The following is a 14,382-nucleotide window of genomic DNA, read 5'->3' on the forward strand; positions in this document are numbered from 1 at the left end:
CCTCATTCTCAGCCGGTGCCGGCGGCAACGAAAATGGCGGCGAACGCTGCGGCTGCCAGGTCGCACTCGTGTGCGAACCCGCGGTCGTCGGTTGGCATGGCCGAAGGGGTCATGTGGGTTGCGAGCTGGGTGCCATGGCTCCGCAGCTGGACGAGATTGGTCCACAACGGGTTGGGCAACAGGTCGGGGCCGAGCAGACTGACGATGTTGCCTTCGTAGTGCTGCCGCCACGTCCAGATGTCGACCGCCCGCGCGCCCGCCGCGACCGGTACGTCGATGTAGGTGGCAGTGTCTTTGGCTGCCTGGTCCGGCGAACCCTGGTATCCGTTCGGCTCGGCCAGCGCCTTGCGCGCCTGCAGCATGGTGAGCTGTGGCCAGCCCTGGTCCCGGACCCGCTTCCAGGCGTCCGACTGGGCTTCGCGCTTGGTGATTCCCCACTTGGCGTAGGTGGCGTCGTCGAGCAGACCGGTGCTGAGGTCGAGTCTGTCGATCAGCCCGGCGCGGAGATAACTCTCGACGGCCGCTGCAGTGGCGGCCGGGTACTTCAGCCGGACCCGCTGAGCACAACCGAGCTGGTTGGTCCCTAGCCAAGGTAGACAGCCGAGCTCGGGCACGACGGCGTCCACCAGCAATTGCTTGCCGGGGGCAACCTTGGTCAGCTGGGTCTTCGCCTGCCGGAGGAATTCGGCAGCATCGGCCATCGTGGTGAGGCCGTCGCCGTAGCCGATCTCGTCGGAGATCTTGAACCCGACGACGCCCGGCACCTTGGCCAGCTCGCCGAGGCGGGTGATCGCCTGGGCGAAGGAGTCCGGCCCCTGCTGCCAGCGGCTGACCAGGTCGGTCTCCCACCAGATGGCGACTCCGCGTTTGTGCAGTGCCTTGGCCAACGCGACGTACTGGTCTCCAGCCGGTACGCCTGGCCCGGAGGCGGGGTTTGTCGACGGCTGGGCTTTGCTCTGGACCGGCGGCGGTGTCGCCGTGCCGCTGGCTCCGGTGGAGGTCGCTGTAGGGCTGCTCGCCGGTTGATTGCCGGAGCAGCCTGTGACCAGGAGAAGCGCCAGCGTGGCGATTGCTACGGCCTTCATGTCGACGCCTCCGCAGGTACCGGGGTCCTGTTGCCACGCTGCCTGGGCAGCCTGGTAAGCCGGAGCAGGAGGTAGACGAGCAGCGCGTCCGTGGACAGGTAGGCGGCCGTCGACGCGACCGCGGCTCCGAGCGCACCGAAGCGGGGAATCAGCAGCAGGTCGAGCACCACCGTGATGACGAGACCTGCCCCAAGGACGATCGAGTTGAGTCCGGGGGTGCCACGCCCGTACAAGTAGGCACTGGCAACCCCGGAGCCGCCCGCCAGCAACATGCCCGCCAGCAGGACCCGGGCCGGCGTGACAGCCGGACCGAACTGGGCGCCGTACAGCAGGCGCATCACGGGCGAGGTCAGCAGTGCCACGGGCAACGCGGCGACCGCGATGCCGACCAGCGTCGGCCGGACCGTGCGGCGCGCCGTGGCGGCCGCCTCCGTCCCTCCGAGACTTGCCAGCCTCGGGTAGAAGACCCACGTCAGAGCCGTCCCCGGCAGCCTGAGCAGTTCCGCGTATTTCGACGCGACGGCGTATGCGCCCAGTACTGCCGGGCCTGCCATCGCGCCGAGGATCGCGAAGTCGAGCCGCAGATTGAGCAGCGTGATGAGTCCGCCGACCTGACCGCGGAGTCCATACGACGCGACCTGCCGGCCCAGGGCGCGATCCGGCCGACCCCACCAGCCGCGGTCACCCCGGGCCAGGCCGAGCCGTCGCCAGCCGAGCCGTCCGCTGACCCGCCGCCAGGCCTCGACGGCGACGACCAGGTCTGCCAGCGCCAGCCCGACGATGATGGCGGCAACTCCGTGGATCCCGATCAGTAACGGCAGCAGGTAAGCGGGAAGGAAGGCGAGCTCCTCGGCGGCGATCACGATGTCGCCACCGCGTCGGTCTTCCAGGCCCTGGAGAGCCGTCTTGCCGATGGTGAGGAACAGTTGGGTCGACACCGTTGCTCCGGCCGCCGCGATCATCCACTCAGATTCGTGCGGGAAGAACACCTTGGCGATCAGCGGTGACACAACCACCCACGCGACCGTGCCGGCCAGGCCACCGCCGAAGCCGAGCACGATGAGCGTCGGCCACAACCGCGGCAACGTCCGTCGGGGTGCGGCGAGGAAGTAGGCGAGAGCGCCGGGCAGTCCGAGCACGCAGAGCACGCCGACCAAGCCGGGCAGCATGCGCAACAACGCGTACTCACCGACCGCCGCCGGGCCGCCGATCCGCGCGACCACGACCGTGGCGAGCGTCAGCCCGGTGATTGCCAGCCCGCGGGCCGAGCAGTTCGCGAGCACGGTGCGGAAGAGCTCGCCGGTGACCGGGATCCGCAACCGCGGCCCGCTCACGACGGCCGCCTCTGCTGGTCCTGCATCACCAGCACGAGGGCCGCGACCAGCCCGAGCCAGGTCCAGAGATGGCGGAAATGGAGCACCTCGTAGAACCCTGCCGCTGTCGCCATCACCGGTCCTATCACGGCCAGCAGCCAGGCTCTTGGAACGTGGTCGGCGTACGCCTTCGGCAGCGTGCCCACCACCAACCGGACACAGCGAGCGAACACGGCGACTCCCAGCACCAGCAGGCCGAGCGCGCCGATCAGCCCGCGCTCCAGCAGGGTGGCCAGATAGTCGTTGTGTGCCTCCTTCACGTACGGCGCCTGGTGGGCGGCGAGCGTCGCCTTCGTACGGGCCGGCCCATAGCCGGTGGCGTCTCCCTGCAGGAAGAGATCGGCACCCTCGTTCACGATCGTCGCGCGCTCGCTGGTGGAGCTGCCGCTCCGGCCGAAAGAGTCGCGCAGCAGCGGGACGCTCCCGGCTGCTGCTTCACGGATCTGGCCGAGGTCCACCCGCGGCATCACGAACACGGCGACCATTCCGGCTACCAGAACGGACGCGGCGAGGGTGGTCAGGCCCGCGAGGGCGCCGAGTCGCCGGTACCTGCTGACCGCGAAGCACAGCACCAGCCCTACGAGCAGCGTGAGCATGGCTCCGTTCGACCCGGTGAAGCCGATCGCGGTCAATACCAGGATGTAGGCGATCCGCCGCACTCCAGGCGAGCGCGGACACTGGCAGGCGCCCATTACGAACAGCGAGACGACCAGGTAGTTCCCCGCCAGGTTCGGATCGCCGAAGGTGTACGACGCCCTGACGCCGTCCTTGGCAGAGACTCCACTGAGTGCGTTGATGCCGAGCAGGTAGGCGGCGGCCATCACGCCTGAGTAGATCGGTGCGGTCCGGCACCAGGCCCGGGTGACGACGGCGACGATGGTGGGGTTTTGACGGCCCAGCGCCAAAGCAGCCGACCACGCGAGCAACAGGACATCCTGGGCCAGGACCAGACCGACGCCGACGGGTGCCTCCGACACGTACGCGGCGAACGCACCGCCGAGCAGCAGACCCGCGATCCCTGCCAGATAAGGCACTTTGACCGGAAGGTGCTCGCGAACGGACCACAACAGGGCGAGCACGATACACAGCGTCATACCCACGTCGGCCAACGCGGTGTTGCCCGGCCCGGCGGGGACGAGGAACGGCAGCAGACAGACGGTGAGCCCCATCATCGTCGCCAGCACGTCGCCGCGGGGGAGGTCGGGCCGGTCGATCCGGCCGGGGGAGCGCTGGGGTGTTTCGATCGTCATGGTCGTCAGCCCTGTTCCTGCTGTGTTGTTGGCGGCCAGGGTGGAAGCCCGGCCAGCAAGGTGAGATGGCTGCCGCCGAACTCGTCGGAGTTCGCCAGCGCCGCGATCTCGCCAAGCCCGGTAAGGGCGGCGCTGTACCAGAGCTCAGCCGGCAGGCCCAGGGTGCGGAGCCCGTCGCGGAGGTATTCACGGACCAGATCGGGCAGCCAGCCCCGGCTCAGCAGGCCGTAGCTGATGCCCGGGCCGAACCCGACATGCCGGAGGCCGCGATGCCGGAGTACTCGATGGCCTGGACGGGTGTGGCGGTCCAGGTAGAGGCAGTAGCTCAGCGCGAACCGGATCAGATCGCGCAGCGGACAGCCGCTCCGCGTGCCGCCTTCCCAGTCGATCACTCCTGAGATCGCGTCGTCCGCTACCAGCAGATTGCCGAACCAGTAGTCGCCATGCACGACGGTCTGCGCCACTGCGTGGCCGCTGAGCTGTCGATCCGCTGCGGCGAGTCTGATCAGCGCGGCCTCGAGGTGCGGGTGTGCGTGCCAGCGGTCGCGCAGTTGGGCGCTCACTTGCCCGGCCCACGTGATGGGGGCCGGTTCGCCGGCAGTGGCGGTCTGGAACCTGCGGAGCCACCCGCCGGCCAACGCGAAGTCAGCGGCGACCAGCCGGGACCGCCCGGTATGAAGCCAGCGGTGGTACGGGACGCTCATCGGCGTACCGGGTAACGCGGTCGACACCAGCGCGGGCAGCCCGCCGCTGTCCAGCGTTTCGACGTACTGCGGGATCGTGCCGGCGATGCTCCCCAGACGGGAGTCGCGCAGCTGGATCAGCATGGTCGTCTCGCGTCTGATCGCCGCGGCGGCCGCGGGCGTGGCCGGGATCTTGATCGCCACCGCCCCGGTGGGTCCGGTCGGATAGGTGTTCGCGGCGGGCGTGACGACGAAGGTGAGCTTGGCGTCCGGATCGCGGGAGGCGGCGATCAGGACGCCGCGAGTGGCCGGCGCGAACAGCACCTCGTGGACTGAGCCCGGCAGCGGGTGGACGGCTCTGGTTGCCTCGGTCATGAGCGCCTCCCCACCAGTGCGCGGCCGGGTGCGATCGCTCCGGTCCAGCTCCAGGGCAGGATCCGGGCCAGGCCAAGCAGCGCGGATGCCGGTAGGGCGGTGATAGCCAGTCCCGGCGGCACGGTGGCGATCGCGGTCCAGAAATGCCGGACCGCAGCCTCGCTGTCGTCGATCATCACGATCGCGCTCCGCATCGTGGGCAGCACGATGAACTCCCGCTCGACCTCGACGGAGAACCGCCGCGCGAGCCGGCGCAGCCTGCGGCGGGCAAACGGCCGGTGGTCGAGCAGGACGACAGGCAGGTCCGGTGCGAGCCGGCCGACTCCCGCGGCGTCGGTCGTACGCGCGTCTATCTCGATCGTTCCCAGCGGGCACAGCGCCATCCAGGGCGACAGCCGAGGATGTGGCCCGCGGGCCTGCTCGGGGACACTCATCGCGCCACCACTCCGGCCGTCCGCTCGGTCGAGTAGACCTGGTCGAGTACCTCGCCCAGCCGCTCCGAGTCGAAGTCGCTCCCGGCCCGCGTCCGCCCCTGCCTGACCAGCCGTTCCGCTGTCCGCGGATCGTCCAGTACGCCGTCGATGGCGGCGGCGAGCAGTTCCGGCCGACCCGGCGGAACCAGCACGCCGCTCTCGCCCGGCACCACCAAATCCGGCACCGAGTTGACCGCCGTGGCCACCACTGGAATGCCGCACCGCATAGCCTCGACGACGGCACACGGCAGACCCTCGTACCGACTGGCCATCGCGAACACGTCGAAGGCCGGCAGCAGACTCGCCACGTCGGTTCGTTCGCCGGCGAACACGAATCGCTCGGCAAGACCGGCCCGGCGGACGAGTTCCGTTGCCTCGGCAAGGCCCGGTCCGGAGCCTATCCACACGGTGACCGCGTCGGTGTGCCGCAACTTGGCGGCCGCCGCGATCAGATGCTCGGGCGCCTTCTGGTAGTCGATCCGCCCGACCGTCCCGACCACTGGCGTCAGCTCGCCGATGCCGAGCCGGGCTCGGGCCACCCCCCTCGTCTCCGCTGTTCGCGGAACCGTGATCGCCTCGACCACGGGCGCGATCGTGCGCAGCGTGGACGGCCTGGCCAGACCTCGGCGCAGCGCCTCCGTGGCCACGCCGGTGCCGATCGCCAGCACCGCATCCGTGATCCGCGCCAGCCGTCGCTCGATGCCGATGTACGCCGCCTTGCGGAGCGGGCTCTGGAACTCGTGGAACGGGAAGCCGTGGTAGGTGTGCACGATCAGCGGGACCTCGGCACGATGTGCGGCGACCCGGCCCAGGGCTCCCGCCTTCGCGCTGTGCGTGTGGACCACGTCGTACCGACCGGTCCGGCAGCGCTCGGTGAGCTCCCGAAGGGCGGTGAGGTCGTCCCGCGGAGAGAGCGGTGCCACCAGCGACGGCAGCAGGATCACCTCCATCCCCGCGGCTTCGGCGCGGTCGGTCAGTGGCCCGCCCTGGCCGGTGATGATGGTCACGCGGTAGCGGTCGGGGTCGAGGGGGAGGACTCCCCGCAGCGCCACGCCGCCCGCGCCCGCGATGAATCTGGTGACGATCTGGGCGACTTCGATCCGCTGCGTGCTGTGCATCAGTGGACTCCGTTCGAGCGGACGGCGGCGAGGGAGGTGGCGAGCAGTTCGGACAGGCCGGCGCCGGGCTCCTTACCGAGCTGCAGCTCGACGCAGGGGAGTCGTGCTGTCAGGGTCGCGGCGACCTGCTGGACCTGCGGATGCACCGGCCCGCATCTGGTGGCGAGTGCCAGGACCGCTACCAGCGGCCAGAATCGGCGTAACTCGCCGCCGGCGTAGGTTCCGGCCACCAGGCCACGGGCGGCCTGGCCCGCGCTGATCGGCCTGACCTGAGGCGCAGCACCCGCCCCGCGGCGTAGGACGACGATCAAGCTCGGCCGCAGCGACCTCGCTCGGCCGGTCCAGGTGTGTTCCCGCCGGTGATGGAAGGCGCGCTTCCCACCCGGCAGGTCGGTCAGCTCGGCCGGCAGCCGAAGGGGCTCGGCCAGGCCGTGGGCCACGGTTCCGTCGCAGACCGCGATGTTGTCGCAAGTCGCTCGCGCCCCCGCGGCGAGTTCTCGTGACACCAGGCTGGACTTGCCCACGCCGCCGGGTCCGGCCAGCATCACCGCGACTCCGTCGACCTCCACGACGGAGACGTGCAGTGGCGCGAAGCCTTGCTGCACCGCGAGCCACAGCGCCGGATAGTGAACCAGGACCTGCCCGGTGAGTGCCCGGTGGCGGGCGGGTAAGAGGCGTGCAGCCGCAGACTCCCTGGCGGTCGGCGTCCAGCGGCTGGAGACCTGCAGTCCGTCTTCGTCGAGCGACCAGCGCTGGCTGAACCCGGAACCGCCGACGCTGTCGATGATCGCCTCGCCCTGCCCGGTCGCCCAGGCGCCGCGAGTGATCGGCTCGCAGCGCGCCGTCCCGAAGCGCTGTCGCTTCGCCTCGAGCGAGACGACGAGGTTGGGCAGGTCAAGGCTGGGGATCAGCTGCTGGTCGGCCGTACCGGTGGCGGCGAGGGTCGCGCGGACCAATCCGGGATCGCCCTCGATCGCCACACGCTGTCCGGCCGTGTGGATCAGCACGTTCACGCCGCTCACAGGAACCTGCCGAAGCGGCGCCTGGCCGGGCCCTTGACGATGCCGAGGACCGGCCAGCGAACGGCCTTGAGTACGTCGTCGAGGTCGTCGAGGCGGCGCAGTAGGACAGTCCCGGCCGAGATCACCACGACGCCGGCCGTCATCTCGTCCTGTGGGGTGACTGCCGACAGCCCGGTGAACCGCACGTTGGCGAACGGCACGCCCTCGTCCGCGTCGAGCTCGAAGACCCCGCTGCCGGACTCGTCGATCCCTGCCGGTGAGCTGGACGTGCTCCTCAGCTTGCGTGGCGTCGACGAGAAGCCCGACAGCGCGAACAGCAGTTGGCTGACGGTGTCGGTGTCCGATTCGTCCGCGCCCATCAGCACCACCGCGTCGACGCCCTGCCGCCGGGCCGCGAGTGCCATCGTGTTGCGCAGTGAGCCGATCTCTTCGGTCGACTTGCCCAGCACCGGGGCGTGCAACAGGTGGGCCAGCGCCCGAACGCTCGCGACGCGTGGGCGCGTCGTCTCGAGGATCGCCGCGGCGGTCAGGCCCAGGATCAGCCCGAGCAGCACCGCCAGCGCGGCCTGTGGGAGCAGCGCCGACTTCACCTGGACGACCTCGGGCTTCGTCCCGATCTGCACCACGATGTCGCGGGTGGCGTCGGCGACCACGAGCGTGGACCGCTGGCTGGTCAACTGGGCCAGCAGTTGGTCCGCGGACTGGATCTGGGTCTGGAGATTCGCCCGGGCGTTGATGTCGGCGATGCCGCGCAGTTGGTCGGCGAGCTTGTCGCGATGAGCTGCCGCGTCCTGGACCTCCTTGTCCAGCTTGGCTTTCGCGTCGTTGAACACGGCGCGGTCGCCGTTGTTCATGAACAGCGCGACCCGGTCGGCCAGCGCCGACACGATCTTCGCGGCCGCGAGCGGGTCATGGTCGGTCACGCTGAGCTCGACGATCGACGACTCACCGAGCCGCTGGGCCGCGACATGGGTGGCGGCGAAATCGACGACGCCGCGCTGCACGCCCGCCTCCTTCAGCGAGGCCTCCAGGACGCTCGGTGTCGTTGCCAGCGCCAGCACCCGACTGCTGATCCCCTCGGCCTCGGTCGCCGACTTCGGCGCGCCGGACAGTGCCTGCAGGCGGATCGAGGCCAGGGAGACCGCGGGTTTGTCCGCGTGCAGCCCGATCGCGACCGCGACCGGCAGCAGGATGCACACCAGGATGATCCCCAGGTGGGCCCGCACGATCCGACGGAACATCTCTTCGATGGTCATCGTTGCGCCCTTCGTCCATTGTTCTGGTTCACGGCAGCACCAGCACTGCCTTGGTCGCGGAACTGGACAGGCCGACCGTGTCGGTCACCGTGACCTTGACCGTGAACAGCCCGATCGAGGCGTAGGTGCAGGTGGTGGTCGGAGTCGTCTGCGGCGGTTTCGCCGCGCCACTGCCGCAGTCGAACTGATAGGTCGCTATCGGTGACTTGTCGACGCTGGTCGAGCCCGAGGCGTCCGCGATGACGGACTGCTTGGTCTTGATCGACGACTTGTTCAGCTTGAGCACCGCGGTCGGTGGCACGTCGGCGAGGATCTTGACCTGTGCCGTCGCACGGCTGCTGATGCCGGCGGTGTCGAGCACCGTCACCGAGGCGGTGAACGTGCCGGCGTTCGGGTAGCTGCAGACCGTCGTCTTCGTCGTCAGCGGACCAGTCGTCTGGCCGTTCCCGCAGTCGAAGCTGTAGCCGGCCAGCGGTCGTCCGTCGGCGTCCGACGAAGCGGAGGCGTCCAGCGTGACCTGTTGCGGCCGGTAGGCCTGACTAGGCGTGGCCGTCAGTCTCGCGGTCGGCAGACCGTTGGGCTTGACCACCACCGGTGCTCCGGTCCAGGTGTCGCTCAGACCGGCCGCATCCGTGACCGTGACGGTCGGAGTGAACGTGCCGGCCGCAGCGTAGCTGCAGGTGCCGGTCGACTGCGTCAGCGCCGTGCCGTTGCCGCAGGCAACCTGGTAGCCACTGATCGGAGCACCGAGTGGTGCACTGGTCGAGGCATCCACCGCGACGTCCAGGGGTGCGAAGCCGGTGCCCGGCGTGGCCGTCACCCTCGCAACAGGACCGACGTACTCGAAGGCTCCGAGGTCAGCGAAGACGATCGGTCCGGTGCCCGTGTTCGCGACCAGCGGGTCGTCCGCCGGTGCCGTGCCGTCCCGGTTGGTCGCGGTCCAGGCAGCGGGCGTGGTGTCGGCCGCGTCGATAGCCGGCGAGGCGCTGGTGAGGTGCAGGTTGCGGCCGGTGAGGTCCGCGAAGCGAGGGTTGGCCGCGTTGCCGGTGGGCTCCTGACCGCTGACTGTCCGGAACGCTGCCATCGTCGAGTAGGGCTGCGATGCCCACTCGAAGATCGGCCCGTTGGCGGCGGTCTGGAACACCAGGTCGCGGTCCAGTGTGGTGCCCGGGCTCGACGACTCGTCGACCCTGATCTCACCGATCGTCCTGGTGCTGCCGACGGCGTTGTCCATCGCCACGTTGTCGCGGATGGTGGCCCCGCTCGAGCCCCCCTCGAAGTTGATCCCGGCGGTGGCGTTGCGCACCACCGTGTTGGCGATCACCACCGAGCCCGGTGCGCCGAAGTCGTCGATGCCGTGGTCGCCGTTGTCGTACACGACGTTGCGCCGGACGGTCGTACCGGTGGCGCCGGTGTAGGACTCGATGCCCGAGTCGTCGTTGCCATAGGTCAGGTTCGCCTCGACCAGGGTTTGCTGCGAACCCGAGCTGACGTCGATGCCGGTCGCGATCCGGGTCGCCAGTCGTCTGTTGCCATACGCAATCACACCGGCCACCGTCACCCGCGTGCTGCCCTGCACGCTGACGCCGTGGAACTGGTTGTCGTGACTGACGGAGGTCTGCAGCGAACTGTCGGTCGAGTTGAAGAACCGAACCCCGATCGAGAGGTTGAAGGAGGACTGGACACCGGTCAGCGTGGCGTTGGTGGAGGCATCCACCGTGACACCGGGCGCCCCTTCCTGGGCCACGTCGACGTTGCTGACGGCGACCCGCTGGGTCCGGTCCAGGTACACCCCGTTGAAGTTCTGCTGCCGGAACGCGAAGCCTGAGACGGCGACATCACTGACCTGCCGGAGCAGTACTCCGAAGCTGCGGGCGCCGGCGGAGACGATGTGGCCCGTGGCCGGGTTGGTCCCGCCGGTGTCGACGTACAGGGTCGCCGCCGCGGTGTCGTAGAACCAGCTACCGGACGTGGTGGTGGTACTACTCGTTGCCTTGGGCATAGGTTGTCCGTCGAGGAAGACCTGGGCCGGGACGACGGCGTACGCGTGCTTCCAGGCGGTGGTCGTGGTGGCGGTCCAGCCGGCGGCGTCGGAGACGTCGTTCGAGCCGACGATGACCGCGTTCGGTGAGGTCGCCTTGAGCGTGATCGGGTTGGCCGGTTCACCGCTGCTGGTGATCTGGACCTGCTCGCGGTACTGGCCGGGGCCGACCAGGGCGGTATCGCCTGCCAGCAGCTTGCGGGTGGCCGCGCCGATGGTGCAGAACGGTGTGGCCACGGTGCCCGGACCGATGTCGGTGCAGGCGGTGTTGGTCTGCTCGACCGAGTAGGTCTGGACCGGCCTGGTGCTGACGATCTCCTGGGCTGTCGCCGAGTCCGGCAGATCGGCGCCGTCCCGCACGGTCACTGTCACCGAGTAGGTGCCGGTACTGCCGTAGGTGTGAGTCGCCGTCGGACCCGGCTGCGGACCGACCACCGTGCCGTCACCGAAGTCGAACGTGTACGACGCGATGCCGTTGAGATCGGCGTCGCTCGATCCGCTGGCGTCGGCGGTCACCGGTAGCGTCGGCGGAGTACTCATCGTCGCGGGGTCGAGGATCAGCGCAGCGTGCGGCGCGTAGTTGGTCCCACCCGCGACGGGCTGGAACTCCAGCGCACCACGGTCCGCGTAGGTCGGGCTGCCGCTGCCGGTGTCCGGCACGATCGGGTCGTCGGCGAGAGCGCCGCCAGTGGGATCGGTCGAGCTGAATCCACCGGCGGCCGAGTTCGCGGCGTCGACCGCGGTCGAGCCCGGCGTGAGCCGGAAGTCCCCGGATGCGGGTGCGACGAAGTCGGGGTCGAGCGTGGACCCGCGGCTCTCCTGCCCGCTCGCTGTGGCGTAGGCGGAGAGCTTCTTGTAGATCACGCCGCCGACCTTCGTGGTCGGCGCGGTGCTGTGGTTGAAGGCCGTGTCGTAGTCCGCGTTGAATCCGGGGACCGACCCGGCGTCGACATAGAGGTCGTACTCCGTCGCGGTGACGCCGTTGTCGACCAGCACGTTGTTCGCCAGCGTGGCGCCGGTCGAGTTGCCTTCGACCGAGATGCCGTCGCGCCGGTTCCCGTACGACGTGTTGTTGACGTACCGCACGCTGGTGGACGACAGCGTGTCGAACCCGTGGTCGCCGTTTCCGTAGGAGATGTTGCGGGCCACGAGCGCCCGATGGGACCCGTTGTAGACCTGGATCCCGGTGTCCTGGTTCTGGTACGTGACGTTGTTGCTGACTGTGTTGTCGGGCGAGGTCGTGTTCACGTCGATGCCGGCGGAGGTGGCGGTCGGGCTGGTCGACGTGTTCGCGAAGGCGCTGTTGCCCGTAATCAAGTTGTTGGTCGAGGTGGACAACCCGATGCCGTGCAGGCCGTTGTGGTGACTGGTGGAGCCGGTTACGGTGACGCCGCTGGATCCGGCCAGCCTGATGCCGGTGGAAAGTGATCCGTCGACGGCTGCGGCTCGTACGGTGATGCCGCCACCCGGGCACGTGTCGATCAGGATGCCGTTGCCGGCTGACTCCGACGCGGTGACGTGGTCGATGGTGGTCGCCGACGACGAGAGCAGGCGGACCCCGGCGAGATTCGGCCGGACGATCTGTAGGTTGCTGATGACAACGTTCTGCCGGCCGCTCGCGGTCACGCCGAACGACTGGGCGCCGGCCTCGATCTGGTGGCCGTCCGCAGGGTTCGTGCCACCCGTGTCGACGTACATGACCTTCGCCGTGGCGTCGTAGAAGTAGCTGTTCGGTGTGGTGGTGGTGGCCGAGGTGGCTGCGGGGAGTCGTTGTCCGTCGAGGAACACCTGACGAGGAACAGAGGCCGGCGCGTACGGCGTACTCCAGGCTGTGGTGGACGTTGCCGTCCACAGCGCGGTACCACTCAGGGCGCGGGTGCCGAGGACGATGACGCCCGGACCGTCACCGGTCACGGTGATCGGGTCGGTGGCTGTGCCGGAGGCGCCGATGGTGACCTGCTCCCGATAGGTGCCTGGAGCAACGTGCACGGTGTCGCCGGGGAGGACGGCCTTCTTGGTCCCGGCGGCGATCGTGCAGAACGGCAGGGTCTGCGTGCCCGACCCGGTGGCTGTGTCGCTGCAGTTGGCCGCCGCGGTGTTCACCCAGTAGCCGGTGCCGACCGCGCTGGCCGGACTGCCTGTGACCACGAGCAGGCTGGGCGCGGCCAGGATCATGACTGATCCGGCCGCCAGCCGCTTGAGCCGTCTGTTCATCATCTCTCCTGCTTGTGGGACGAGCGTTAGTGGAGTACTGCGATGGGTCGCATGCGGGCGACGGGCTTGACCAGCCCATTCCGGACGAGGACGTCGAGTGCCGCGTTCACGCCGCGGTCGTCGAAGTGGAAGGCCTCGGTCGGAGCACCGTCGTCGTAGCGGAAACGCCGCGTCATCCGGCCGAGCGGGTCGTTGTCCGACAGGCCGCGCGTGACGAGATCGGACACGACGGTGCCGGCGCCGTGGCAGGCCGAGTAGAGGCTGGCCGCCGCGTTGTCACCGGCCACGGCCAGATAGCTCGAGGTCCGGTGCGTTCCAGGCAGGAGCACGGCCTGACCTGTGTCGGCGAAGGTGGTTCCGGGCGACATCATGGCCGCGGGAAAGGCGCGGCAGGAGTTGTGCCGGTGGACCACGGCTGTGCTGCCGCCGACCGGTTCCTCGTAGATACTGTTGTGCGGCGAGTCGACCACCAGCCGGCCGGTGGCACCACCGAGCGATTCACCGGCGATCCGCCGGAGCGCGGCGTACGTCGCGGTACGGAAGGCGAAGCCGTAGTTCATCGCCGCTGCGGTGGCCAGCATCAACCGCTGACCCTCGTCACTGGCCAGGTCCAGCGGGTCGCAGCCGTCGGTGAAGTAGAGGCTCAACCGAGCCTTCAGCTGGGCGAAGGACCTGGCCGAGCGCAGGTGGAACCACGGCTTGAGGGCCGCGTTCACCGCCTTGAGCTGGCGCGGGTAGTCCTTGCGGCGGAAGAACAGCCGCCCGATCTCGCCGGTGAAGACGCCACCGCCGCCGTGGTACTGGATGGTCAGCTGGCCTTCGGTCACGCCCAGTTTGGTCGCCCGGTCGGGGTCGAGGATCTCCTCCACCCGTTGCAGCTCGACGAAGTGGTTCGACGGTCCGACCGTGCCGAACCGGTACCGGGCCAGCTGGAAGGCGATCCCGGGGAGTTCCGCCTCCAGCCGGCCGATGCCGCCGTACCGCTCGAGGTCGATCCGGCCGCCCTCCTCGATCCGCTCGAGGTCGTCGGCCGGGGCCCCCCACCGGTCGACGCTGAACTCCGAGCCGTTCTCGACCGCCTTGACGACTTCCCGGCGGGACAGCTCACGGGTGCCGCGGGTCGGGTACGGGTATCGCTCCCGGACCGCCCGCATGAACCGCTCGACGGCCTTGTCGTCCGGTACCTCGGAGTCGACCGCGATCAGCGCCATCCCGCAGTTCACCGACGAGCTGGTCAGGTCGGGACGGATCGTGCCGGTGGTTGCGACGGCGACGCTGGATGGCAGTTCCATCTTCGACTTGTGGTGGAAGTCGGGCAGCACGACGGGTGGCGCGGCCAGGTCCGCGCCCTCGACGCGATGACCCAACGCCCCGATCGTGGCGCGGTCAGCCGGTAGCAGGCTGCTGTCATCGAAGACCGTCGGGGGGGTGTGGACGGTTCCGTCGAGGACGCGGACGTCGAGTTGTGATGGCCTGGCATCAGTGGTCATGT

At 69.4% G+C, this 14,382-nt stretch carries 10 protein-coding genes; all 10 read right to left on the bottom strand.

The annotated features are described in order from the left end of the window. Positions 1–8: 8 nt before the first annotated feature. The 10 genes from ABD210_RS19215 to ABD210_RS19260 are packed head-to-tail and all read right to left on the bottom strand — an operon-like array spanning position 9 to position 14,380. Entirely contained in the window at positions 9–1,085 is a 1,077-nt protein-coding gene (locus ABD210_RS19215) for a hypothetical protein (protein WP_344113088.1), read from the bottom strand. After that, positions 1,082–2,419: an oligosaccharide flippase family protein gene (locus ABD210_RS19220; RefSeq protein ID WP_344113089.1), complete on the bottom strand. Its 1,338-nt coding sequence runs from the start codon at positions 2,417–2,419 to the stop codon at positions 1,082–1,084. The genes ABD210_RS19215 and ABD210_RS19220 overlap by 4 nt, the downstream gene beginning before the upstream one ends. Further along, positions 2,416–3,708, bottom strand: a complete 1,293-nt coding sequence (locus tag ABD210_RS19225) for an O-antigen ligase family protein (RefSeq protein ID WP_344113091.1) — start codon at positions 3,706–3,708, stop codon at positions 2,416–2,418. Before ABD210_RS19225 ends, ABD210_RS19220 begins: the two co-directional genes overlap by 4 nt. A gap of 5 nt (positions 3,709–3,713) precedes the next feature. After that, positions 3,714–4,766 (bottom strand): phosphotransferase family protein, encoded by a 1,053-nt coding sequence (locus ABD210_RS19230; RefSeq protein WP_344113093.1) that lies wholly within the window; start codon positions 4,764–4,766, stop codon positions 3,714–3,716. Further along, positions 4,763–5,200, bottom strand: a complete 438-nt coding sequence (locus ABD210_RS19235) for a hypothetical protein (protein WP_344113094.1) — start codon at positions 5,198–5,200, stop codon at positions 4,763–4,765. The genes ABD210_RS19230 and ABD210_RS19235 overlap by 4 nt, the downstream gene beginning before the upstream one ends. Continuing rightward, positions 5,197–6,357, bottom strand: a complete 1,161-nt coding sequence (locus tag ABD210_RS19240; RefSeq protein WP_344113096.1) for a glycosyltransferase — start codon at positions 6,355–6,357, stop codon at positions 5,197–5,199. Before ABD210_RS19240 ends, ABD210_RS19235 begins: the two co-directional genes overlap by 4 nt. Further along, complete coding sequence (locus tag ABD210_RS19245; protein ID WP_344113098.1) at positions 6,357–7,370, bottom strand: hypothetical protein; 1,014 nt, start codon at positions 7,368–7,370, stop codon at positions 6,357–6,359. Before ABD210_RS19245 ends, ABD210_RS19240 begins: the two co-directional genes overlap by 1 nt. A gap of 5 nt (positions 7,371–7,375) precedes the next feature. Continuing rightward, a complete protein-coding gene (locus tag ABD210_RS19250) occupies positions 7,376–8,635 on the bottom strand; it encodes a hypothetical protein (RefSeq protein WP_344113099.1) in 1,260 nt (419 codons plus the stop codon). Between the two features lie 28 nt (positions 8,636–8,663). Further along, positions 8,664–12,890, bottom strand: coding sequence for a right-handed parallel beta-helix repeat-containing protein (locus tag ABD210_RS19255; RefSeq protein ID WP_344113100.1), 4,227 nt, complete (start codon positions 12,888–12,890; stop codon positions 8,664–8,666). Between the two features lie 26 nt (positions 12,891–12,916). Further along, positions 12,917–14,380 (bottom strand): RtcB family protein, encoded by a 1,464-nt coding sequence (locus tag ABD210_RS19260; RefSeq protein WP_344113101.1) that lies wholly within the window; start codon positions 14,378–14,380, stop codon positions 12,917–12,919. Between the last annotated feature and the right edge of the window lie 2 nt (positions 14,381–14,382).

This window comes from Kribbella alba, from assembly GCF_039529635.1.
Lineage (GTDB): Bacteria > Actinomycetota > Actinomycetes > Propionibacteriales > Kribbellaceae > Kribbella > Kribbella alba.